Source organism: Stenotrophomonas sp. Y6 (assembly GCF_022436665.1).
In the GTDB taxonomy this organism is placed as follows: Bacteria; Pseudomonadota; Gammaproteobacteria; order Xanthomonadales; family Xanthomonadaceae; genus Stenotrophomonas; species Stenotrophomonas acidaminiphila_A.
Map to the genome: position 1 here is coordinate 1 of NZ_JAKUKB010000002.1, position 21163 is coordinate 21163.

The 21163-nt window shown below is 71.5% G+C and carries 21 protein-coding genes, 2 tRNA genes and 1 other RNA gene; 9 read left to right on the forward strand and 15 right to left on the reverse strand.

The features are described from left to right. Positions 1 to 97: 97 nt before the first annotated feature. Together rpmF and MKP15_RS02715 are read right to left on the reverse strand one after the other, a co-directional pair. On the reverse strand, positions 98 to 292 hold the full coding sequence (gene rpmF / locus MKP15_RS02710; RefSeq protein WP_054663666.1) for a 50S ribosomal protein L32: 195 nt from the start codon (positions 290 to 292) through the stop codon (positions 98 to 100). Between the two features lie 106 nt (positions 293 to 398). Beyond that, complete coding sequence (locus MKP15_RS02715) at positions 399 to 908, reverse strand: YceD family protein (protein WP_240211720.1); 510 nt, start codon at positions 906 to 908, stop codon at positions 399 to 401. Positions 909 to 1021: 113 nt separating this feature from the next. On the opposite strand from MKP15_RS02715, the gene MKP15_RS02720 reads away from it, so the two are divergent. After that, complete coding sequence (locus MKP15_RS02720) at positions 1022 to 1594, forward strand: Maf family nucleotide pyrophosphatase (protein ID WP_240211721.1); 573 nt, start codon at positions 1022 to 1024, stop codon at positions 1592 to 1594. 7 nt (positions 1595 to 1601) lie between these two features. Here MKP15_RS02720 and MKP15_RS02725 read toward each other — a convergent pair whose 3' ends face one another. The 3 genes from MKP15_RS02725 to MKP15_RS02735 form a co-directional block, all read right to left on the reverse strand. Continuing rightward, positions 1602 to 3458, reverse strand: a complete 1857-nt coding sequence (locus MKP15_RS02725) for a hypothetical protein (RefSeq protein WP_240211722.1) — start codon at positions 3456 to 3458, stop codon at positions 1602 to 1604. Beyond that, the gene (locus MKP15_RS02730) at positions 3455 to 4399 is read right to left on the reverse strand and encodes a glycosyltransferase family 2 protein (RefSeq protein ID WP_240211723.1); all 945 of its coding nucleotides are present in this window, start codon (positions 4397 to 4399) and stop codon (positions 3455 to 3457) included. Before MKP15_RS02730 ends, MKP15_RS02725 begins: the two co-directional genes overlap by 4 nt. Before the next feature lie 66 nt (positions 4400 to 4465). Then, on the reverse strand, positions 4466 to 6313 hold the full coding sequence (locus MKP15_RS02735) for a glycosyltransferase family 39 protein (RefSeq protein WP_240211724.1): 1848 nt from the start codon (positions 6311 to 6313) through the stop codon (positions 4466 to 4468). A gap of 64 nt (positions 6314 to 6377) precedes the next feature. Between MKP15_RS02735 and MKP15_RS02740 the strand changes: the two genes are divergently transcribed. The 4 genes from MKP15_RS02740 to MKP15_RS02755 all read left to right on the forward strand — a co-directional run bounded on the left by MKP15_RS02740 (position 6378) and on the right by MKP15_RS02755 (position 10830). After that, the gene (locus MKP15_RS02740) at positions 6378 to 7304 is read left to right on the forward strand and encodes an AAA family ATPase (RefSeq protein WP_240211725.1); all 927 of its coding nucleotides are present in this window, start codon (positions 6378 to 6380) and stop codon (positions 7302 to 7304) included. Position 7305: 1 nt separating this feature from the next. After that, a complete protein-coding gene (locus MKP15_RS02745; RefSeq protein WP_240211726.1) occupies positions 7306 to 8262 on the forward strand; it encodes a DUF58 domain-containing protein in 957 nt (318 codons plus the stop codon). Positions 8263 to 8329: 67 nt separating this feature from the next. Further along, entirely contained in the window at positions 8330 to 10306 is a 1977-nt protein-coding gene (locus tag MKP15_RS02750; protein WP_240211727.1) for a DUF3488 and transglutaminase-like domain-containing protein, read from the forward strand. Beyond that, positions 10303 to 10830: a Slp family lipoprotein gene (locus MKP15_RS02755; protein WP_240211728.1), complete on the forward strand. Its 528-nt coding sequence runs from the start codon at positions 10303 to 10305 to the stop codon at positions 10828 to 10830. Before MKP15_RS02750 ends, MKP15_RS02755 begins: the two co-directional genes overlap by 4 nt. Before the next feature lie 66 nt (positions 10831 to 10896). On the opposite strand, the gene MKP15_RS02760 is transcribed toward MKP15_RS02755, so the two are convergent. The 5 genes from MKP15_RS02760 to dnaX form a co-directional block, all read right to left on the reverse strand. Further along, the gene (locus tag MKP15_RS02760; RefSeq protein ID WP_240211729.1) at positions 10897 to 12195 is read right to left on the reverse strand and encodes a hypothetical protein; all 1299 of its coding nucleotides are present in this window, start codon (positions 12193 to 12195) and stop codon (positions 10897 to 10899) included. A gap of 32 nt (positions 12196 to 12227) precedes the next feature. Next, complete coding sequence (locus MKP15_RS02765) at positions 12228 to 12578, reverse strand: histidine triad nucleotide-binding protein (RefSeq protein ID WP_104938202.1); 351 nt, start codon at positions 12576 to 12578, stop codon at positions 12228 to 12230. A gap of 51 nt (positions 12579 to 12629) precedes the next feature. Next, positions 12630 to 13229 carry a recombination mediator RecR gene (recR, locus tag MKP15_RS02770; RefSeq protein ID WP_104938201.1) on the reverse strand — a complete coding sequence of 200 codons (600 nt, stop codon included), beginning with the start codon at positions 13227 to 13229 and terminating at the stop codon, positions 12630 to 12632. A gap of 93 nt (positions 13230 to 13322) precedes the next feature. Beyond that, a complete protein-coding gene (locus MKP15_RS02775; RefSeq protein ID WP_104938200.1) occupies positions 13323 to 13643 on the reverse strand; it encodes a YbaB/EbfC family nucleoid-associated protein in 321 nt (106 codons plus the stop codon). A 6-nt stretch (positions 13644 to 13649) separates the two neighbouring features. Further along, positions 13650 to 15569 (reverse strand): DNA polymerase III subunit gamma/tau, encoded by a 1920-nt coding sequence (gene dnaX / locus MKP15_RS02780; RefSeq protein ID WP_240211730.1) that lies wholly within the window; start codon positions 15567 to 15569, stop codon positions 13650 to 13652. 316 nt (positions 15570 to 15885) lie between these two features. On the opposite strand from dnaX, the gene MKP15_RS02785 reads away from it, so the two are divergent. Next, positions 15886 to 15978 (forward strand) — tRNA-Ser (locus MKP15_RS02785). Between the two features lie 74 nt (positions 15979 to 16052). Continuing rightward, an RNA gene (gene ffs / locus MKP15_RS02790) (signal recognition particle sRNA small type) lies at positions 16053 to 16149 on the forward strand. Positions 16150 to 16276: 127 nt separating this feature from the next. Here the strand turns inward: ffs and MKP15_RS02795 are convergent. Together MKP15_RS02795 and MKP15_RS02800 are read right to left on the reverse strand one after the other, a co-directional pair. Continuing rightward, positions 16277 to 17041 (reverse strand): MBL fold metallo-hydrolase, encoded by a 765-nt coding sequence (locus MKP15_RS02795; RefSeq protein WP_240211731.1) that lies wholly within the window; start codon positions 17039 to 17041, stop codon positions 16277 to 16279. Further along, on the reverse strand, positions 17041 to 17790 hold the full coding sequence (locus MKP15_RS02800; protein ID WP_240211732.1) for a 3-deoxy-D-manno-octulosonic acid kinase: 750 nt from the start codon (positions 17788 to 17790) through the stop codon (positions 17041 to 17043). The genes MKP15_RS02795 and MKP15_RS02800 overlap by 1 nt, the downstream gene beginning before the upstream one ends. Positions 17791 to 17812: 22 nt before the next feature. On the opposite strand from MKP15_RS02800, the gene MKP15_RS02805 reads away from it, so the two are divergent. Beyond that, complete coding sequence (locus MKP15_RS02805; protein WP_240211733.1) at positions 17813 to 18859, forward strand: glycosyltransferase family 9 protein; 1047 nt, start codon at positions 17813 to 17815, stop codon at positions 18857 to 18859. Between the two features lie 21 nt (positions 18860 to 18880). On the opposite strand, the gene MKP15_RS02810 is transcribed toward MKP15_RS02805, so the two are convergent. Beyond that, complete coding sequence (locus MKP15_RS02810; protein ID WP_161614832.1) at positions 18881 to 19279, reverse strand: DUF6165 family protein; 399 nt, start codon at positions 19277 to 19279, stop codon at positions 18881 to 18883. A gap of 111 nt (positions 19280 to 19390) precedes the next feature. Then, a tRNA-Ser gene (locus tag MKP15_RS02815) sits at positions 19391 to 19481 on the reverse strand. Between the two features lie 212 nt (positions 19482 to 19693). Here MKP15_RS02815 and MKP15_RS02820 point away from each other — a divergent pair. Then, positions 19694 to 20398, forward strand: a complete 705-nt coding sequence (locus MKP15_RS02820) for a protein phosphatase 2C domain-containing protein (protein ID WP_104938195.1) — start codon at positions 19694 to 19696, stop codon at positions 20396 to 20398. 37 nt (positions 20399 to 20435) lie between these two features. Here the strand turns inward: MKP15_RS02820 and dnaQ are convergent, their stop codons facing one another. Next, positions 20436 to 21161 (reverse strand): DNA polymerase III subunit epsilon, encoded by a 726-nt coding sequence (dnaQ, locus tag MKP15_RS02825; RefSeq protein ID WP_240211734.1) that lies wholly within the window; start codon positions 21159 to 21161, stop codon positions 20436 to 20438. Positions 21162 to 21163: the final 2 nt, after the last annotated feature.

Consider the following 21163-nt stretch of genomic DNA (forward strand, 5'->3'; position numbering starts at 1 on the left):
ACTGCTGGGGGGGGGGGGGGGGGGGGGGGGGGGGGGGGGGCCCCCCCGCGGGGGGGGGGGGGGCCCCCCCCCCGGGGGGCCCCCCCCCCGACGCGGATCAATCTTCTTCGACGACCGAGGTCTTGGTCGTGATCACCTTCTTGCCACGGTAGAAACCGTCAGCGGTGATGTGGTGACGCAGGTGCACTTCGCCGGTGGTCGGGTCGGTGGACAGCTGCTTGGCGCTCAGCGAGTCGTGCGAACGGCGCTGGCCGCGGCGGGACGGGGTAACACGGGATTTCTGCACAGCCATGGGATTGCTCCAAACTCGGTTCGTTCGTTTCGTCGTTGCAGTGCGCGTGATGCGAGCATCCGGCACTGGTTTTGCTTTCGCCGCAGCCGCCGACGACAACCGGCTGCTATTGTTTCTTCAGCGCCGCCAACGCCGCGAACGGATTGGCCTTGCCCAGTTCCTCGGTGGTCGCGGAGAAGTCGCGCTCGACCGCTTCGCTTCCCGGCGCCACCGGCACCACCGGCACCGCCATCACCAGCTCGTCTTCCACCAGGTCCAGCGGCCGCAGGTTGCCGTCTTCCGGCACCAGCAGCGCTTCGTAATCCGGCGGAAGCGCCTGTTCCTCGTCCTCGTCGCGTACCAGGCCCAGCCGCTGTACCAGGTGCACCGGCAACAGGAAACGCTGCATGCTGCGCTGGCACACCAGCGGCAGCGCGGCATCGATGGTCAGCTCGACATAGGCGACCCGCAGGATCTCGTCGCGACCGAATTCCAGCGCATACCTGCACTCTCCCTCGGCATCGGCGACCAGCCCCTGCAGGCGTGCCAGTGCGGACAACGACACCCGGCCTTCGAAGCGCCTGCGCGCTGCGACCATCCGCCAAGCATCCAGCAATTCGGGCACGTTCGCGGACATAAGCTGCAGAATGTTAAGGACAGGCCTGCCGGCTGTCAAATCCATCGTGCCGGCATTGCCACCACGGCGGCCGCGCCGCAGACTCGGCGCCGCTTTCACCCCGGTATTGTCGCATGCCTGCCCTGATCCTCGCCTCCACTTCCCGCTACCGGGCCGACCTGCTGTCGCGGCTGCGGGTCCCGTTCAGCTGCGTGGCGCCGGCGGTGGACGAGACGCCGCTGCCGGCCGAACCGCCGCGGCAACTGGCCACCCGGCTCGCGCGGGCGAAAGCCGCCGCGGTGGCCGCCGCGCACCCCGGCGCGTGGGTCATCGGCTCGGACCAGGTCGCGGAACTGGACGGTGCGCCGCTCGGCAAGCCGGGCACCGGCGAAGCCGCCCGCGCGCAGCTGGCCGCGATGTCCGGCCGCCAGGTGCTGTTCCATACCGCGGTCTGCGTGAGTGATGGCGAGCGCCACCTGCAGGCGGTCGACCTGACCCGGGTCGGCTTCCGCCCCCTGCACGCGGACGAGATCGAACGCTATGTCGACGCGGAGCTGCCGCTGGACTGCGCCGGCAGCTTCAAGTGCGAGGGGCTGGGCATCACCCTGTTCGAGGCCATCCATTCGCAGGACCCGACCGCACTGGTCGGCCTGCCGCTGATCGGCCTGTCCAGGCTGCTGCGCGAAGCCGGCCTGGCGCTGCCCTGAACCCGTTTCAGCGCACCAGCCCGACCCGGCACCACTGGTACGGGTAACGGCCCTGGCCGATGCGGCTGTCCAGGGTCACGCACGATCCTTCATCCAGCAGCAGCCCGTAGCCGGCCAGTTGCTGGCGTGCCTGGCTACGTGCCTGTACCGAGGCATCCACCGGTTCCTGGCTGGCGCCGCGACGCGGCCCGAGGCGGCACTGCCCCGGGTCGGGCACCTCCACCTCCGCGCGCAATCCCCGCGCCTTGCCGGCCAGCCAGCGCAGGCGGTCGCAGCCACGCCCCGCGGTCAGGCCGAAAACCTGCGCCCAGCGGTTCAGGCGTGCCCAGCGCGCCCCATCCTGGCGCTGCGCGGCAGGCAGCATCGCGAAGCGCTGTTCCCGCGCCTCCACCATGGCGGCCAGTCGTGCGCGGTAGGCGGCAGACTCGGGGAAATTGGTCGCCACTCCCACATAGCGCGCCTGGCCGGGCAACCACGGCACGCGCCAGGCCTGCGGATCGCCGCCCACCAGCAGCACCACGCTGCGCTCCGGCGCCGGCATCGGCGGCGCCTCCACGCTGAAGCCCTGACGCGCCCAACGTTCGTGCCCCCACGTGTTCCAGCCCAGCAGCGAGGCCACCGCCACCACGCCGATGGCCCAGCCGCCCACCTGGGCCGCGCGTCCACCCGGCAGCAGGCGCTGGCACAGGAACCACAGCACCAGCGGCGCCAGCAGTTCCAGCACGACCAGGTAGCGGTGGATGCTGAACAGGCCCTGCCAGAGCACGTAGCCGATGCCGAAGAACACCAGCACGCCCCGCATCGCCGGTGCGAACGCCGGTGGCGCCAGGGCCCCGCGCGCGAAGCGGCGCAACAGCAGCGCCAGGGTCGCCAGGTACAGCAACGGCCAGACCAGCTGCAGCAGCCGGATCTCGCTCACCCGCAGCGGATCGACCGCGAACTGCAGCGGCCAGGTCAGGTGTTCCCAGGCGCCGCGCGGCAGCCAGCGCACATCGGCCACCGATATCGGCGCGGCCAGCGGCCCCTGGAACAGCGCGTTGAACTGCGGGAACAGCGGGTTGCCGAATGCCTGCCAGACCCGCAGGTACCACCCGCCGGCCAGTGCCGCGGCCACCACCAACGCAGCCAGGGTCAGCACGCCCGCGCCGGTCAGCCGGCGCGACCATGGGCCGCCCGCGCACACCGCCGCCACCCCCAGCGCCACGGCGTAGATGGCGTTGGTCAGCTTGAGCGCCACGGCGATGCCGAGCACCGCGCCCGCCACCGTCCAGGCCAGCAGCTCGGCGCGGCGCGCGCCGTCGGCCTGGCGTCGTTGCGCCAGCAGCACCATGTACAGCGCCGCGGTCACGAACAGCGCGGTGGTGTTGTCGGCCATGCTGCCGCCGAACTCGGACAGGAAGCCGCTGGTACACAGCCCCGCCACTGCCAGCAGCGGCGCCAGCCGGGCCCGTCGCGGCTGCCCGCGCAGCGCGAGCCAGGCGATACCGGCAACCGGCAGGAACACCAGGCCATGCAGCGCCCCCAGCGCGAACCCCGCCAGCGGTGCCGGCAACCGCGCCATCAGCAGGTAATGGAACACATCCAGCAACGGGCTGAAGTAGCTCTGCATCTGCGCGGGCGCCAGGTCCTGCAGCAGCCGGCCATGCAGCAACGCATAACCGTTGTAGAGGTGATAGTTGCGCAGGTCCCAGTTGGCGTCCTGCCCCAGCAGCAGCGAGACGATGCCGCCGGCCAGCATGATCGCCGCGGTGGCGCGGACCACGTTGCCGGGCGTATCGAAGGCGAACCAGCGTTCCAGCACGACGGCGAGGCGGCGCAGCGGCGCGCGGATCCGTCGCGCGCCAGACACGCGGACGGCGCTCATTGCCCGTCCCCGCCGGCCCGCGCCGGCGCCGGTACGGCCAGGTAGGCCATGTGCTTGGCTTCGATGCGGCCACGGGTCACCGTGTCCAGGATCAGCCCGCAGGCCAGCAGCAGGAAACCCATCAGCGCCAGCGCCGCGCACAGGACAGCGGTCGGGAAGCGCGGCACCAGCCCGGTCTCTAGGTACGTCACCAGCAGCGGCACCGCCAGTACCACCGAGAGCACCATGCTGGCGATGCCGCCGATGGAGAAGAACAACAGCGGCCGCTCGCTCTTGAACAGCTTGGCGATGGTGCGCAGGATCCGCCAGCCGTCGCGCCAGGTACTGAGCTTGCTCTCCGAGCCCTCCGGGCGCACGCCGTAGGCGGTATCCACCTCGGCCACCGGCATCCGCAACTGCAGCGCATGCACGGCCAGTTCCGTTTCGATCTCGAAGCCACGCGCATGGGCCGCGAACGAGCGCACGTAGCGCCGCGAGAACACCCGGTAACCGGACAGCATGTCGTCGAAACTGTTGCCGAACAGGATGCCCGCGCAGCGGGTCAGCAGCACGTTGCCGATGCGATGGCCCGGGCGATACGCCGCTTTTTCCTGGTCACGGCGCGCGCCCACCACCATGTCCAGGCCGTCGTCGAGCAGCCGCCGCACCAGCCGTGGCGCGGCCGCCGCTTCGTAGGTGTCGTCGCCATCGACGAGCACGTAGACATCGGCATCGATGTCCGCGAATCCACGCCGCACCACGTTGCCCTTGCCCTGCAGCGGCACCTCGATCACCCGCGCACCCGCCGCCCGCGCCACCCCGGCGGTGCCGTCGCGGGAATTGTTGTCCAGCACGATGATGTCCGCCCCGGGCAGGTGGCGGGCGAAATCGCCGACCACTCTGGCGACGGTGGCTGCCTCGTTGTAACAGGGCACGAGGACGGCGATGCGGGTTCTATCCATGACTATCGGTACCAGCGACAAGGAACAGGCAAACGGGGGGGCAGCGGAAGCGGCCGCGAGAACAGGTCAGCGCGCGACCTGGAAGGGCTGCTCCCACCAGTCCTCGACGCTGCCGTCGGTGCCGTGCAGGCGCAGGCCGAGCCAGTGGCGGCCGGGCGGCAGCGCGCGGACATCCAGGCGCGCGCGGAAACCGACGCGGGGATGATGGGGATCGGTGGAGATCTTCCAGAAGCCGGTCACGTCGTTCTCCAGCCCGTAATCGGCCCGCGCCGCGACCTCGCCGTCGACCAGTATCTCCACCGCCGCCAGGCCCACGCCGTCCTTGAAGGCCCAGCCGGCCACCTCCAGCGCGTCGCGCGCCTGCGCCCCGGGCAGCGGCGCATCGACCCAGGCCATCGCCGGGGTGACGCAGGGGCCGGACGGCTTCGTCGCGGGCAGCCGGAACAGCAGGAAGCGCTGGTAGCCATGATCGGTGGACACCACCCGCGGCGGCGGCAGCGGCCCCACCAGGGCGCACACCTGGTGGTAGCGCGCCAGCAGGTCACGGTAGCGCTGGTCACCGGGCGCCAGCACCAGCAGCCGCGGGCCGCTGCGGCGTTCTTCCCCGATCACCCCCCACAGCGCCAGCTGCGCGGTACGCCCGTGCTTGTCGTTGAGCGGATGCGGCAACACATGGATGGACGCGTCATCGCGGAGGAATCCCAGCTCGGCACCGACCTTGAAGCTGCCGGCCAGCACCCGGGTGCCTTCCGGCATGGCCGCCAGCTCCTCGCGCACCGCGTCGGCCAGCGGCTGCCAGCCGGCGAAATTGCGTGGGTAGAACTTGTTGCCGGCAAGCTGCGCGCGCAGTGCCGGCGAGGCCGCGGTCAGGTAGTAGCCGAACGCACAGGCCGCGCCCAGCAGCACCAGCGCCCAGGCGAGCCGGCGCCAGCCGCGGCGCCAGCGGCCCAGGACCAGCGGCACCACCACCAGCAGGGCGAAATAACCCGGCAGCGGCCAGTGGAAGCTGATGCGCTCGACGTCGGTGAAGAATCCCAGCAGGAAGATCGCGAGCGTGGAAACGCCGCCGACCAGCGCGAAATAGCGCCATTGCACGCGGTGCTGGTGGCCGGCGGGCTGCGGGCGGAGGCCGGAGACGCACGCCTGCCACAGTGCGATGCACAGCAGCGGCGTCACCAGCAGCGGCTGGATGACCAGGAACCACAGCCCACTGGCCTGGAAGGCCCACGGGTGGCGCTCGACCAGCTGGAACTTCAGGCCGGCATCCTGGTTGTCCATGTTCCAGGACAGCAGCGGCAGCCAGGCGACGATGCCGACCGTCAGCGCCATCCACACCCGCGCGTCGCGCAGCGTGCGCCGGCCCTCCGGCAACAGCAGCAGCGCGATGAAGCCGACCGCGATCACCCCGATGAAGCGATAGTGGCTCAACGCGCCCAGCACCAGGCCAGCGGCCAGCATCAGCGCACCGCCGGCATCGACGCTGCGCAGCAGGCGGGCACCGGCCGCCAGGCACAGCAGGGCCGCGAACGCCATGGGCACGTCCGGCACCGCGAGGATGCCGAGCGTCGCCGAAAGCGGCATCAACAGCGTCAGCGACCCGGCCTGCCAGCCCACCCGCGCACCGAACCAGCGCGTCGATACCCGCACCACCATCCACGGCAGCAGCGCCCCCATCAGCAGGAATGGCAGGCGGATGCCGAACGCATGGTGGCCGGCCAGTTCGCCGCCGAGCCGGGTCATCCAGGCCGTCAGCCCCGGCAGGTCCGAGTAGGCGGCCGCCAGATGCCGCCCCTCCTGCCAGTAGAACGCCTCGTCGACGAACAATGGCAGGCGCGCCGCCACGATCGCCTTCAGCACCGTGACCGTCACCCAAAGTACGACGAACGCATTGCGCGCACGCTGACCCACCTGCATTGGCGCTTAAACTCCCTTCGACCCCTGATCCGAGACGACCATGGCTCCGTTGCCGTCACCAAGAATGCTAACCGATGTCGCCTTCCAGGCCCTGCAGCAGGCGCAGCAGCAGGTCAACGCGCTGGTGCTGGGCAAGACCACCGAGGTCAGGCTGGCGTTCGTCGCGCTGCTGTCCGGCGGCCACCTGCTGATCGAGGACCTGCCCGGACTGGGCAAGACCACCCTCGCCCACGCCATGGCATCGACCCTGGGCCTGCAGTTCCAGCGCGTGCAGTTCACCTCCGACCTGCTGCCCGCCGACGTGCTGGGAGTGTCCATCTACGAGGCGGAGAGCCGCGGCTTCCGGTTCCATCCGGGGCCGGTGTTCAGCAACGTGCTGCTGGCCGACGAGATCAACCGCGCGCCGCCGCGCACGCAGAGCGCGCTGCTGGAGGCGATGGCCGAGCAGCAGGTGACCATCGACGGCACCACGCATGCGCTGCCCGATCCGTTCTTCGTGATCGCCACGCAGAACCCGGTGGACATGTCCGGCACGTTCCCGCTGCCGGACTCGCAGCTGGACCGCTTCCTGCTGCGGCTCACCCTCGGCTATCCCGATGCCGGGGCCGAGCGTGCCCTGCTGGCCGGCGCCAGCCGCCGCGACATGATCGCGCAGACGCTGCCCAGCCTTGCCGAACAGGACATCCGCGACCTGCGCCTGGCGGTCGAGCAGGTACATGCCAGCGATGCGCTGGTCGACTACGTGCAGCGCCTGCTGGCGCGCAGCCGGCAGCAGCCCGGGGTTCGTGTGGGACTGTCGCCGCGCGCCGGCATCGCCCTGCTGCGCGCGTCCAGGGCGCATGCGCTGCTGGCCGGCCGCGACCATGTGCTGCCCGATGACGTGCAGGCGCTGTTCGTCGCCGTGGCCGGGCACCGGCTGGTCGCCGAGGCGGAGGCGTCCTCCGGCACCGCGCTGGCCAGCACCATCCTGCACGGCGTGCAGGTCGACTGAGATGCAGGCCTGGTTGCACGCCCGCCTGCAGGCCCTGCAGCGGCTCGCGCGCCCGCGCCGGCCCGAGTCGCTGCCGGTCACGCTCGACCGCCACCGCATCTACGTGCTGCCGACCGGCTTCGGGCTGTTCCTGGCCGCGCTGCTGGCGGTGATGCTGCTGGGCGCGCTGAACTACAACAACAATCCGGCGCTGCTGCTGGCACTGCTGCTTGCGGCCACCGCGCTGGCCAGCGCGCTGCAGGCGCACCTGCAGTTGGCCGGGCTGCGCGTGGACGCGGTCTCGGCCGAGCCGGTGGCGGCCGGGCAGCCGCTGCGGCTGCGGCTGGCACTGGCCCGCGACGACCGCCGCCCGCGCCGCGGACTGCGGGCATCCAGCGGCGCGGCCTTCGCCTTCGCGGACCTTGCCGGCAGCGATCGCACGGAAGTCGACCTGTGGTTGCCCACCGCGCGCCGCGGCTGGCTGCAGTTGCAGCGGATCCAGCTCGCCACTACCCAGCCGCTGGGGCTGGTCCGTGCCTGGAGCTGGATCTGGCCGGCGCCACCAGTGCTGGTCTACCCCGCCCCGGAACACCCCGCGCCGCCGCTGCCCGACAGCGGCGACGCCTCCACCCGCACCCGCCCGCATCCGCTCGGCGACGAATTGCAGCAGCTGCGGCCTTATCGCCAGGGTGATGCGCGCCGTGCGATCGCCTGGAAACATTCCGCCCGCCGCGACACCCTGCTGGTGCGCGAGTACGAACGCCCGGCCGGCACCGAACTGCTGCTGGACTGGCAAGCGCTCGGCCCGCTGCCGTACGAACGCCGCATCGCGCGCCTGGCGCGCTGGGTGGACGATGCCGAACGCGAAGGCCGCCGCTACCGCCTGCTGTTGCCTGGCCAGCCCCCGCTGGGGCCGGCCACCGGCGACGCCCACCGCCACCAGTGCCTGCGTGCGCTGGCACTGATGCCCGACGCATGAACAAGCCGACGGACCGCCGCTTTCCACGACAACATGGCGCGCACGCCGGCGCGCGCGCAGGTGTGCCATGACCGGGCGCGCCCGTTTGCCCCCCTTGAACCCGACCGCGCGCAACGCGGCACTGCTGACCACCGCGCTGGCCCTGCTGCCGCTGTTGCTGCAGTTGCCGGGCGTGCTGGCCGCGGTGTTCGCCGGCACCGCGCTGCTGGTGGCGCTGCTGGCCTGGCGCCGCCCGCTGCCGCTGCCGCTGCGCCTGTTGCTGGTCGCCACCATGCTGCTCGCGATCTACTGGCAGATGGGCGCATCGCCGGGGCGCGACACCGGTTGCGCGCTGCTGGCGGCGATGCTGGCGATCAAGTCCAGCGAACTGCGCAGCCTGCGTGACGCACGCAGCCTGCTGGGCTTCGCGCTGTTCGCGCCGTTTGCCGCCTTCCTGCTCGACCAGGGCCCGACCACCCTGCTGCTGTCGCTGGCGGCGGTCGCCAGCGCCCTGCTCGGGCTGCAACACCTGGCCGACGCCGAGACCGGGGCGGCGGCACAGCCGACCATGCTGCAGTTGCGGACCGTCGGCCGGCTGCTGGCGGTCGCGCTGCCGCTGGCACTGGCCGGGTTCTGGCTGTTGCCGCGGCTGCCGACACCGCTGTGGGGCATCCCCGAACGGGCGGTGGCGCGCCCGGGGCTGTCGGACACCATGGCGCCCGGGCAATGGCTGGACCTGATGGCCGACGACAGCCCCGCACTGCGCGCGCAGTTCATTGGCGCCGCGCCCCCGCCCGAACAGCGGTACTGGCGGGGCCCGGTGCTCACCCGCTTCGACGGGCGCACCTGGACGCGGCTGGAAAGCCAGCGGCGGCGCCCGCCACCACCGGTTGCCGGCGCCGCCCCGCAGTGGGACTACCAGATCGAGTACGAAGCCACCGAACGGCGCGAACTGGTGGCGCTGGACCTGCCGCTGGCCGCACCCGAGGAAACCTGGCTGGACGCCGACTACACCCTGGTGAGCACCCGGCCGCTGGCCACGCTGACCCGCTGGCACCTGCGTTCGGCGGCGCCGGTGCGCTTCCAGCAGGCGCTGCCTCCGGAGCTGCGCGCGCAGGCGCTGCAACTGCCGCGCGGCTTCAATCCACGCACGCTGGCGCTGGCCCGGCAGTGGCGCCTGGAGGCCGGCAATGACGACGTCGCCATCGTCCGCCGCGCGATGCAGTGGATCCGCCGCGACTTCAGCTACACCCTGAGCACGCCGCTGCCCGGCCGCCACGGCGCCGACGAGTTCCTGTTCGACTGGAAGGCGGGCTTCTGCGAGCACTTCAGTTCCGCCTTCGTGGTGCTGATGCGTGGCGCCGGCATCCCCGCGCGGGTCGTCACCGGCTACGCCGGCGGCACCCGCAACCGCTACGGCGACTACTGGCTGGTACGCAGGATGGACGCGCACGCCTGGGCCGAGGTGTGGCTGCCACAGCGCGGCTGGACCCGCGTCGACCCGACCGCGGCAGTCGCCCCGGCGCGTATCCGCGACACCCTGGAGGACCGCCTGGCGCGCGGCGACTCCGCCGGCGGCGGACTGGACATGGGAACGCGCTGGCTGCAGCTCGCGCAGGCCGGCGATTGGCTGCGCCGCAGCTGGAACGGCCTGGTGCTGTCCTTCGACGCGCGCCGCCAGCAGCGGCTGCTCAGCCCGTTCGGCATCGAGCGGCTGGAACCGGCGCAGCTGGTCGGGCTGCTCGCCGCCTTCGCGCTTGTCGCCGTCGCCGCCATGGCCTGGCTGCTGGCGCGCGGCGAACGCGAGCGCGATCCGCTGCTGCGCGCCTGGCGCCGGCTGGACCGCCGCTACACCCGCCTCGGCCTGGGCCGGCAGGCGCACGAAACCGCCGGCGCCTGGGCCGCGCGCGTGGACGCCGTGCGGCCCGGCAGCGGGCTGGTACTGCTCAGCCAGCGTTTCAGCGATGCGCGCTACGCTGGCGCCTCGTCGGACCTGGCTTCATTATTGCGTGACCTGCACAGGCACCGCCCCCAACCCGGATTACCGACCGGAGCACGAACATGAAGACCCGCATCCTCATTGCCATCGCCGCCAGCCTGACCCTGGCCGCCTGTGCCACCGCGCCCAAGCCGCTGCAGGGACAGTTCAGCACGGTGTCCCCGCGTGACAGCGTCGCGCAGAAGCAGACCGGCACGCCGGTGCGCTGGGGTGGCCGCATCATCGAGACCATTCCCGGTCAGGGCGAAACCTGTTTCCAGATGATCGCCCGCCCGCTCAACGGCAATGGCCGCCCGAGCACCACCTCCGCCGACGCCAGCGATGGCCGCTTCCTCGCCTGCCGCGCCGGCTTCTACGACCCGGCGGTGTTCGAGCCCGGCCGCGACGTGACCTTCATCGGCCGTATCGACGGCTACCAGACCACCAAGATCGGCGAATACGACTACCCGCTGCCGAAGATCGCCGCCGACGTGGTGTATCTGTGGCCGGTGCAGCGCGAAGTCGAAGTAGTGCCGGCCTACCCGTACGGTCCGTGGGGACCGACCTGGGGCCCCGGCTGGGGCTGGGGTTGGCGCGGCGGCTGGTGGTAAGCCCGGCGTCCGCAGCACACTGCAAACGCCGCCTTCGGGCGGCGTTTCCCGTTGTAGCCGCAGGGCTCACTCCAGCCTGCGGAGCGTCCAGTCGCCGTGACGCGCGCCGGGCTGCAGCGCCCAGCCCGGCGCCAGCGTCAGCACCCAGCCCTCGCCTTCCCAGCCAGCCGCCGTCTGCCGCACCCCGGCGTGGGCCACCGACAGCCGCTTCCAGTCGGTGGACAACAGCCCATCGCCGCGCACCTCCAGCACGCCCCAGGCGGCCGCGGCGCGGATCACGCCATACACCGCGCCCTGCGGTGGCAACGGCGTCACCCGGTTCGGATCGAAACTGAAACTGGCACCGTTGACCGGCACGGCCAGCACCGGGCCGTCGACCAGGCGCGCGCGCAGGGCAGCCACCACGCCGGCCTGGTGCTGCGCGCGGGCCTGCTCGGCGGCCGCCACCTCGGCCAGGCCATGGCGCGCGCCCGCGCGCTGGAAGGCGGCATCGCCGGCATCGGCCTGCATGCCCAGCGCGGCCGCGAGCAGCCCTGGCAGGCCGTCCTGCCGGTTCCAGCGACTGCGCCAGCCCGGCGCGGCACCGTCCAGCAGGACACCGTAGGCCGGCCCGGTGTAGTAGGCGAAGGAGCGGGCATAGGCCGTCACCGCGTCGCCACGGCGCAGATGCGCGGCGAGCCGGGCCTGCAGCGCGTCGTCCTGCGCGAGGATGCGCCCGGTGTACTCGGCGATGCCCTCGTGGCGCTCCATCGCATCCTCGGCGGCAGCCGCCTGCGGGAACCGCGCGTGGCGCCAGGCGCGGAAGGTCATCGCGTCGGCAATGGTCTGCCGCCGCTGCTCCGCGCTGGTTGCCTCCAGCGCCGCCGCCAGCGCACGCAGCTCAAGCCGCAGCGCCGTGCGTCCCTGCTCGGTCTCCAGCTGGTCCTGGTCGGCGTGGGTCGCGGCCAGCCCGATTCCGGCCTGGATGCGGTGCCAGGCCTCGTGCATGAGCAGGATCGAGCGGGCCGCCGGGTCTTCGGGCAGCGGCAGCATCAACATGGTCCAGGTGCGCCCGTTCCAGCCCACGGCGGTATTGGCGACCGGGACGTTGTCGGGCAGGCGGCCACGGAACACCGGGCCGTCGCGCTCCAGTGCGGTATCGGCCCCGTCGATGCTGGCAACGAACTGGCGGCTGGCCGGATCGACCAGCAGCACCGGCCCGCACAGGCTCACCCCCCAGGCCTTGCCGTCATCGGCCGCGCACAACTGCTGCATGCGCTGGAAGACCGCGCCCGCCGCCGATGCGTCCGGCAGCGCCTGCGCGAACCCCACCGATGGCAGCGCCAGCAGCAACAGGCCGATGCACCGGCGGAGGCGACCGCGCACGGCCCGCATCGCCGGGTCCCGCGGATGCCGGCTCATGCCGCGCCGAAATGCCCCAGCGGCGCGCCGGCCAGCAGGTGCAGGTGGATATGGAACACCGTCTGCCCGGCATCCTCGCGGCAGTTCATGACGATGCGGTAGCCGTTCTGCGCGAAACCTTCCCGACGCGCGTACTCGGCGGCGGCCAGCGCCAGCTTGCCGACCAGGTGCGCCTGCGCCGGCTGCAGGTCGTCCAGGGTGGGGATGACCTCGTTCTTGGGAATGAACAGGACATGCACCGGCGCCTGCGGGGCGATGTCCTTGAAGCCCAGCACCTCGTCGTCTTCGTAGACGATGCTGGCGGGAATTTCGCGGCGGATGATCTTGCCGAAAATCGTATCGGTCATGCGGCGGCTCACTGGCGTTGAACGACCTACAGCTTACCGCCCCGCCGTGGCCTATTCGCCGATTTCGCTGCGGCTGCCAAAGGCGTGCGAGAGCGTGCCGCGGTCCACGTATTCCAGCTCGCCACCCAGCGGCAGGCCCTGCGCCAGCCGGCTCGGGCGCACCTTGTGGCGGCGCGCCAGCTGCGCCAGGTAGTGCGCGGTGGCTTCGCCCTCGACGGTGGAATTGGTGGCGATGATCAGTTCGACCACTTCGCCCTGCGCCAGCCGCGCCTCCAACTGGTCCAGGCCGAGCTCGCGCGGGCCGATGCCGTCCAGCGGCGACAGCCGCCCCTGCAGCACGTAATACAGGCCGCGGTAGCTGGTGGCGTGCTCGATGGCCAAGCGGTCGGCCGGCGACTCCACCACGCACAGCGTCTCCCGCTCGCGGCTGGCGCTGGCGCACAGCGGGCACACCTCGGCCTCGCTGAAATCGCGGCACTGCGCGCAGTGCCCGATGCGCTCGATCGCCTCGCCCAGCACCTGCGACAGCCGCAGGCCGCCATCGCGCGCGCGCTCGAGCACGTGGTAGGCCATGCGCTGCGCACTCTTCTGGCCGACGCCGGGCAGCACCCGGAAGGCCTCGATCAGTTGTTCCAGCAGCGGCAGGCTCATCGCATCGGGCTCATGGTCGAAACGAACGCGCGAAGCCCGGGGGCTTCGCGACGTGGGCAGTACGGGTGGCCGGGCGCGGCCGGCACAGCGTGATCAGAACGGGAGCTTCATCCCCGGCGGCAGCTTCATGCCGGCCGTGGCCGAGCCCATGCGCGCCTGCGACTCGGCATCGATCTTGTTGGAGGCGTCATTGAACGCCGCGGCGATCAGGTCCTCGACCATTTCCTGGTCGGACAGCACCGACGGATCGATGCGCACCTTGCGGCACTCCTTGCTGCCGGTCAGGGTCACGCTGACCATGCCGCCACCCGCACTGCCGGTGACCTCCAGCTTGGCCAGTTCTTCCTGGGCCTTCTGCAGGTTCTCCTGCATCTTCTGGGCCTGTTGCATCAGTTGGGCGATATTGCCGCGCATGGTTTCCTACTCTTCAAGGGGACGGATGGAATCGGGCACGACCCGGGCGCCCTGCGCGAGCAGGTGCTGCACCTGGGGGTCGGCCATGAAAACGGCCTCGGCCGCATTCTGTCGCTCGCCGCGCTGGCGGTCGGCGCGCTCGTGCAGGGTTTCGGCCGGCGCGTTGCCGGTCTCGATCACGATCTTCGGCGCGTTGCCCAGCGCCTGCGCCAGGGTCTGCGCCAGCGCGCCCAGCGAACGTTCGGACTGCAGGTATTCGAAGCCCGGCAGCAGCGCCAGCCGCAGCACGCCGTTGTGGTAACCGACGAACGCGGCGTTGGCGGCGAGCTCGCGCGAGGGCCCGGACAGGCCGCTGGTGGCGACCAGGTCCAGCCACTGTTCGGCGTTGTCCAGCGCGCGCGGTGGTTCGCCGGCCGCGGCCGTTGCCGGCGCCGCAGGGCGCGCGGCCGGCGCGATGGCGATGCCCTCGGCACGGAATGGCGACGGTGGCGCCTGGCGTGGCGCCGGCGGCATGGAGTCGGCCACCTCGTGGTGCGCCTGCGCCGCGGCGGTTTCCTCCATCCATGGCGGCAGGTCGTCGTCCGCGCGCGCCTGCACCGGGTTGGCGGCCGGCGCCGGGGAAAGCGACGACGCATCGGCCTGCGGCGCGCGCGCCGCCAGCGGCACGACGTCTTCGCGCTTCGGGGCCGCGTGGGCGGAAACGGGGGCGGAGACCGGCACAGCCGCCACCGGCTGCGCCGCCGGTGCAGCGACGGCAGCCGCGGTCACGGCAGGCGTGGAACCGCCAGCCGACGACGACACCGCCCCGGTCCCCGGACCTTCGCCTTCCGGCACCGCCGGCACCGCACCGGCCGGGCGGAACGCCAGCATGCGCAGCACGGTCATTTCGAAACCGGCGCGCGGGCTCGGCGCCAGGTGCAGGTCGCGGCGGCCGCCCAGTGCCATCTGGTACCACAGCTGCACCACCTCCGGGCGCAGCCGCGCGGCGAACGCCACCGCGTCGATGCCGTCACCGGGCACCGGCGCGCCCGGCACCAGCTGCTGTACCTGGATGCGATGCAGGGCTTCGGCCAGCGCGTCGAGCACGCCGCTCCAGTCCGGCGAGAAATCGGCCAGGGTCGCCACGACCTGCAGCAGGCGCGCGCCGTCGCCCGCCGCCAGCGCGTCGAGCATCGCCGCCACCTGGGTGCGGTCGACGGTACCGAGCATCGCCCGCACCACGTCGTCGCGCAGCGCGCCGCCGGCATAGGCGATGGCCTGGTCGAGCAGCGACAGGCCATCGCGCAGCGAACCGTCGGCGCCGCGCGCCAGCTGGGTGATCGCGCCATCCTCGAACTCGATCTGCTCGGCACCGAGGATGCGCGTCATCTGCCCGCGGATCTGCTCCTCGTCCAGCCGCTTGAGGTTGAACTGCAGGCAGCGCGACAGCACGGTGACCGGCAGCTTCTGCGGGTCGGTGGTGGCCAGCAGGAACTTCACGTGCTCCGGCGGTTCCTCCAGCGTCTTCAGCAGCGCGTTGAACGCCGCCTTGGACAGCATGTGCACTTCGTCGATCAGATAGACCTTGTACTTGCCGCGCGACGGCATGTACTGCGCGTTCTCGATCACCTCGCGCACGTCGTCCACGCCGGTGTTGGACGCGGCGTCGATCTCCAGCAGGTCGATGTAGCGGCCCGCGTCGATGTCCAGGCAGGCCGGGCACTGGCCGCACGGGTCGGCGCTGGTGCCATGCTCGCAGTTCAGCGATTTGGCGAAGATGCGCGCGATGGTGGTCTTGCCGACGCCGCGGGTGCCGGTGAACAGGAAGGCATGGTGGACGCGGCCGCTGTCCAGCGCATTGCTCAACGCGCGGACCACGTGTTCCTGGCCTACCAGCTCGGCGAAACGCTTCGGGCGCCACTTGCGGGCGAGGACGAGATAGGACATCAGGCAACCGTCTTCATCTGAACCCACATTGTGCCACGCCCCCGCTCCGCCGGCCCGCCCCGGACAGGGACGCGGCGGCGGCCGCTGAATGGATGGGCGGCGCCCGGCGCCGGGATCGCGCACAGGCCGCCAACGGCCGGGGAACAGCGCCGGTCGCCGGCGGCTCGCCCCGTGCCGGCATGATGGATCGGCCGCGGTGCGGCGGCACCGGTGCCACCCCCGCCCGGCGCGCGCCGCCGCACATTCGACTTGTGGCCGCAGCGCCGGCCCTATAGAATCTGCGCCCCTGCAGCGCCTTCGGGAAGCGGCAGGTCACGGAGAGGTGTCCGAGTGGTTGAAGGAGCACGCCTGGAAAGTGTGTAAGCGTCTAAACCGCGCTTCGGGGGTTCGAATCCCCCTCTCTCCGCCAGATTCATGCGTCCGGTCTTGATCCGGAACAGTGAACCCGGGCCGCGCGATGCGCGGCCCGCGTCTATGGTGGCCCCGTCGGCCCCTCGCGACGCTAGGTCGAAAATCCCGCCAGGGCCGGAAGGCAGCAACGGTATCGATCGACGCGGGCGCCGAGGTCAGCCGGCGGGGCCGCCACCTTTTCCGGGCCCATGCACCCACCACGCCTGGTCACGGCTTGGGCACGCGCCGCCCGCCGCGTACAGCCCTACGACGCCAGATGACCGCTGCTCCAGATGCGACCGGCGCCGCTGCCGCGATCAGCCCTGGAACGGCAGCGCCCGCGGCGCGGTGGGTTCGGCCAGTGCCAGGCATTCGCCGGGATCGGCCACGCGGTGGCCGCGCGCGCGCAGCGCCTGGCCATCGGCCGCGCTGGCGTAGTGGTACAGCACCATGCGCGCCTGCAGTTCCGCCGGGTACTCGCGCTCCAGGTCGTCCACGCCGGTATGCGACGGGTTGCCATGCAGGCCGCAGTCGTGGGCGACCAGTTCGCCGTCATCGGCATGGCGGGCCAGCATCTCCGGGATCGGCCGGGTATCGCCGGTCCAGACCAGCGCGCCCTGCAGGCGCAGGCCCCAGGCGGTCTCCGGCCAGTGATGGCGTACCGGGAACACCTCCAGGCGCATGCCGTAATGCCAGAACGCCTCGCCGACCACCACCAGCTGGAACGCATCCCAGAAATTGGCGCCGCCTTCGGCGAGCACGTTGGGGTAATCGCCGACGCGCCGGTGCAGCAGCGGCACCAGCGGCGCCGGCACGTACAGCCGCACCCGCCCGCGTCGCCCCGGATTGAAGTACGCATCGACGAACAGCCGCTCGAAGCCGGCGACGTGGTCCAGGTGCACATGGGTGACGAACAGCGCATCGGGCATCGCGCCATAGCGGGCCCGGTAGGCGGTCAGCCCTTCGCCGCCGCAGTCGATGGTCAACCACGGCCGGGCGTCGCGCTCGATCACCGCCATCGGCGAGCCGAGTTCCACCGCCGAGGCATTGCCGACCCCGAGGAAGCGCAGCGACCACTCCATCACACGCCCCGGTTCCAGGCCAGGTCGTAGGCGCGGCGCAGGCGCGCGAAGTCCTTTTCCACGTCCTCGCGGCTGCGCTCGCCGCGCAGCTTGAGCAGCGAGCGCAACAGGCGCTTGAGGTTGCGCTCGCGCCAGCGCGTGGCGGGAATGCGCAGCACGCCGCGGTCGAAATCGATCAGCCAGCCATGGCCGCCGGCATCGAACAGGATGTTGTGCGCGTTGAGGTCGGCGTGATCCAGCCCGGCGCGATGGAAGCGCGCGACCAGGCGCCCGGCCTCCTCCCAGGGCGCGCCACGCCCGGCCACCAGCGCGCGGTCGGCCAGCGAGCGCACGCCATCGAGCCGCTCCATCAGGATCGCCGCGCGATAGCTGGCGCCCTGGCGCATGTAGAACGCCGCCAGCGGCCGCGGCACCGGCAGTTTCAGCGCGATCAGCTTCCGCATCAGGCGGAATTCGGAAAAGCTGCGGGTACGGTCGGCGCCCTGCCACAGGTAACGATCGCGGCTGAGCCGGGCGGCGACGCCGCCGCGCAGGTAGTGGCGCAGCACGCAGTGGCCGAACGCGGCGTCCACGAACCATGCCCCACCCCGCCCGCCCTCGCCTACCGGGCGCGCCCGCCCACCCCAGTGCGCAGGCGAAAACAAGCTGGTTTCGGCTTGCCGCAGGTGTTGGCGGTCGAACAGAATGGCACCATAGCCGCGGCCTTCGCGGCAAGGCGTCAGCGCTTCAGTGGCGTCGAAAGCGACCATTCACCGCGAGTCTAACAACACCATGCCTCCAGCGTCCTCCCCCCTGTGTCTCCTGCGGCTGTCCGCGCTCGGGGACGTGACCCACGTGGTCCCGCTGGTAAGGACGCTGCAGCAGGCCCGGCCGGGGGTGGAACTGCACTGGGTGATCGACAAGGCCGGACACCGGTTGCTGGAGGGCCTGCGCGGCGTGGCGTTCCATGTCTACGACAAGAAATCCGGGCTGGCCGGCATGCGCGCGCTGCGGCGCGAGCTGCCCGCCACCGGTTTCGCCGCGCTGCTGCAGATGCAGGTCGCCTTCCGCGCCAACGTGCTGTCGGCCTTCATCCCCGCCCGGCGCCGCATCGGCTACGACCGCGCGCGCTCCAAGGACCTGCACGGGCTGTTCATCAACGAACGCATTCCCGACCGCCCCGGCATCCACGTGCTGGATGCGATCGGCAGCTTCTGCGAGCCGCTGGGGCTGAAGCAGACCGCGGTGAGCTGGGACCTGGCCACGCCCGCCGACGCCCACGACTGGGCGCGCGCGCAGTGGGATGACGACGGCCGCCCGGTGCTGATGATCTCGCCCTGCTCCAGCCATGTGCGACGCAACTGGCATGCCGACCGTTACGCGGCGCTTGCCGACCATGCCGCCGCGCGCGGCTGGCGGGTGGTGCTGTGCGGCGGCCGCAGCGAGCTGGAACGGCACACCGCCGACGCGATCCTGGCGGCGATGCGCGCGCCGGCGCTGGATCTGGTCGGCCGCGACACCCTCAAGCAGCTGCCGGCGCTGCTGGCCCGCGCCAGGCTGCTGGTGACGCCGGATTCGGGCCCCATGCACATCGCCAACGCGGTCGGCACCAAGGTGCTGGGCCTGCATGCGGCCAGCAACCCGGCGCGCAGCGGCCCGTACTCGGACCGGCGCTACTGCGTGGACCGCTACGACGATGCGGCGCGGCGCTTCCTGCGCAGGCCCGCCGCCGACCTGAAATGGGGCACGAAGATCGAGTTCGACGGGGTCATGGACCTGGTCACCGTGGACGATGCCATCGCCGCGTTCGAGCGCTACGTCGCCGACCACGCGGGCTGAGGCCCGCCGCGGCGCGCAGGCTCAGCGCGCGCGGTAGTCCGCGTAGGACTTCTCTTCCACGTACCCCGAACCCAGGGCCAGGTTGATCGCCTTCTTGATCCGCGCGCGCTCGTCGTTCTGGAAGTACACGCTGCGCGCCAGATCGACGAACCCCGCGTCGAACGCCTGCGCCTTGTCCTTGAGCCGGATGTCGTCCTCGATGTCCCACAGCCGCTCGTTGACCGCCTTCAGTTCGGCGCGCAGGCCCTCGATATCGCGGCTCGCCGCCGGGTGCGCGCTCCAGGTGCGCTCCAGCGCGGCCAGTTCGTTGCGCACGTTCGCCAGTTTGCCCGCATCGCTCATGCGCTCGGATTTGATCTGCAGGATCGAGATCTTGTCGAGCAGTTCGCCGAAGGAGACGGGCACCAGGATTTCGGACATGACGGATACCGGGGAAGCGGAGGAAGCAGTGTAGCGGCCGGCGCCGCCGCGCGTGGTGCCGCGCTGGCGGCCGGAAACGAAAACGGCCCCGTCGGGGGCCGTTTCCAGATCTGGCGGGAAGGGGGGGATTCGAACCCCCGATACGCTATTAACGTATGCCTGATTTCGAGTCAGGTACATTCAACCACTCTGCCACCTTCCCGGTGGTTCCCGGCGTACCGGGCTGCGAATGATACGAGGCCTTGGCAGCGCGGACAAGCTGTTTTTTCATCATGTGCGGGTGACGCTGCCCGCCGGGGCCCCGCCGCCGCGGTATCCACTGCCCGGCCGGCGCGCGGGCGGCTCTTGCCGTGTACCGGTGCGGACGCGATGATGAAAAGCCTCTCCGCTGGAAACGGCCCGCCGCGGGCGCCCATGATCGAATTCGGACACCTCAGCCACGTCGGCCTGCGCCGCCAGCTCAACGAGGACACCTATTACGGTGACGGCGAACTGGGGTTGTGGCTGGTCGCCGACGGCATGGGCGGCCATGCCTGCGGCGAAGTCGCCAGCGCGCTGGCGCGCGAGGCCATCGTGCGCGAGGTACGCGGCGGCACCCCGCTGCCGCAGGCGATCCGCATCGCCGACGAGGAGATCATCCGCGCCTCGCGCCGGCGCAACGACAGCCTGCCCATGGGCACCACCGTGGTCGCCGCGCGGGTGCAGGGCCACCGCTTCGAGGTCGCCTGGGTGGGCGACAGCCGCGCCTACCTGTGGCGGGACGGCAAGCTGGCCCAGCTGAGCCAGGACCACAGCTACGTGCAGGAACTGATCGCCCAGGGCTCGCTGACCGTCGAGCAGGCCCGCGCCCACCCGCACCGCAACGTGGTCACCCAGGCACTGGGCGTGACCGATCCGGCCCACCTCAACGTCGCCACCATGACCGGCGAACTGCGCCCGGGCATGCAACTGCTGCTGTGCAGTGACGGCCTGACCGAGGAAGTGGACGACCGCAGCCTGGCGCAGGCCCTGGCGCAGGCCGACTGCAGCGCCCAGGAATGCGTGGACACGCTGGTGGCCGCGGCGCTGGACGGCGGCGGTTCGGACAACATCACCGCACTGCTGGTCCGCTGCCACTGAGCAGCGCCCGCCGGCGCGCGGGCGTCGTCGCCCCGCGTTACGCGCCGGCCGCTTGCTCCGGCCTGGCGCCGTCCCACCAGGCATGCCCGGCCTTCTTGCGCAGGCGCTCCAGGCGCGCCTGGTGTGCCTGGAGCTCGGAGGCCGTGGCCACCACCACCGGACGCGGCAGCAGCGCCGTGGCATCGAAGGCCTGCAGCATGCCCGTCGCGCCGCGGACCTCGGACTCGGGCAGGCCGAAGCCGATCTCCTCCTGCCCCGAGGTCAATGCGATGTAGACGTCGGCCAGGATCTGCGCATCGAGCAGGCCGCCATGCAGGTGCCGGTGCGAATTGTCCACGCCCAGGCGCTTGCATAACGCGTCGAGCGAGTTGCGCTGGCCGGGGAAGCGCTCGCGCGCCATCGCCAGCGTATCGGTGACCGTCACCCGCTCGGCAAGCGGCCCCCTGCCCAGCAACGCCATCTCGTTCTCGAGGAAGCCCATGTCGAAGGCGGCGTTGTGGATGATCAGCTCGGCGCCGTCGACATAGGCCAGGAACTCGTCCACGACCTCCTCGAAGCGCGGCTTGTCGGCCAGGAACTCCAGGCTCAGGCCGGTGACTTCCTGGGCGCCGGCCTCGAACTCGCAGTCGGGCTTGAGGTAACGATGGAAATTGTTGCCGCTGGGCCGGCGCTCGAGCAGTTCCACGCAGCCGATCTCGACCACGCGGTTGCCCTTCTTCCACTCCAGTCCGGTGGTTTCGGTATCAAGGACGATCTGGCGCATGG

Excerpts from the sequence above, each read along its gene's own strand:
- rpmF (WP_054663666.1), bottom strand. The coding sequence starts at position 292 with ATGGCTGTGCAGAAATCCCGTGTTACCCCGTCCCGCCGCGGCCAGCGC.
- MKP15_RS02715 (WP_240211720.1), bottom strand. The coding sequence starts at position 908 with ATGTCCGCGAACGTGCCCGAATTGCTGGATGCTTGGCGGATGGTCGCA.
- MKP15_RS02720 (WP_240211721.1), top strand. The coding sequence starts at position 1,022 with ATGCCTGCCCTGATCCTCGCCTCCACTTCCCGCTACCGGGCCGACCTG.
- MKP15_RS02725 (WP_240211722.1), bottom strand. The coding sequence starts at position 3,458 with ATGAGCGCCGTCCGCGTGTCTGGCGCGCGACGGATCCGCGCGCCGCTG.
- MKP15_RS02730 (WP_240211723.1), bottom strand. The coding sequence starts at position 4,399 with ATGGATAGAACCCGCATCGCCGTCCTCGTGCCCTGTTACAACGAGGCA.
- MKP15_RS02735 (WP_240211724.1), bottom strand. The coding sequence starts at position 6,313 with ATGCAGGTGGGTCAGCGTGCGCGCAATGCGTTCGTCGTACTTTGGGTG.
- MKP15_RS02740 (WP_240211725.1), top strand. The coding sequence starts at position 6,378 with ATGCTAACCGATGTCGCCTTCCAGGCCCTGCAGCAGGCGCAGCAGCAG.
- MKP15_RS02745 (WP_240211726.1), top strand. The coding sequence starts at position 7,306 with ATGCAGGCCTGGTTGCACGCCCGCCTGCAGGCCCTGCAGCGGCTCGCG.
- MKP15_RS02750 (WP_240211727.1), top strand. The coding sequence starts at position 8,330 with ATGACCGGGCGCGCCCGTTTGCCCCCCTTGAACCCGACCGCGCGCAAC.
- MKP15_RS02755 (WP_240211728.1), top strand. The coding sequence starts at position 10,303 with ATGAAGACCCGCATCCTCATTGCCATCGCCGCCAGCCTGACCCTGGCC.
- MKP15_RS02765 (WP_104938202.1), bottom strand. The coding sequence starts at position 12,578 with ATGACCGATACGATTTTCGGCAAGATCATCCGCCGCGAAATTCCCGCC.
- recR (WP_104938201.1), bottom strand. The coding sequence starts at position 13,229 with ATGAGCCTGCCGCTGCTGGAACAACTGATCGAGGCCTTCCGGGTGCTG.
- MKP15_RS02775 (WP_104938200.1), bottom strand. The coding sequence starts at position 13,643 with ATGCGCGGCAATATCGCCCAACTGATGCAACAGGCCCAGAAGATGCAG.
- dnaX (WP_240211730.1), bottom strand. The coding sequence starts at position 15,569 with ATGTCCTATCTCGTCCTCGCCCGCAAGTGGCGCCCGAAGCGTTTCGCC.
- MKP15_RS02795 (WP_240211731.1), bottom strand. The coding sequence starts at position 17,041 with ATGGAGTGGTCGCTGCGCTTCCTCGGGGTCGGCAATGCCTCGGCGGTG.
- MKP15_RS02800 (WP_240211732.1), bottom strand. The coding sequence starts at position 17,790 with ATGGTCGCTTTCGACGCCACTGAAGCGCTGACGCCTTGCCGCGAAGGC.
- MKP15_RS02805 (WP_240211733.1), top strand. The coding sequence starts at position 17,813 with ATGCCTCCAGCGTCCTCCCCCCTGTGTCTCCTGCGGCTGTCCGCGCTC.
- MKP15_RS02810 (WP_161614832.1), bottom strand. The coding sequence starts at position 19,279 with ATGTCCGAAATCCTGGTGCCCGTCTCCTTCGGCGAACTGCTCGACAAG.
- MKP15_RS02820 (WP_104938195.1), top strand. The coding sequence starts at position 19,694 with ATGATCGAATTCGGACACCTCAGCCACGTCGGCCTGCGCCGCCAGCTC.
- dnaQ (WP_240211734.1), bottom strand. The coding sequence starts at position 21,161 with ATGCGCCAGATCGTCCTTGATACCGAAACCACCGGACTGGAGTGGAAG.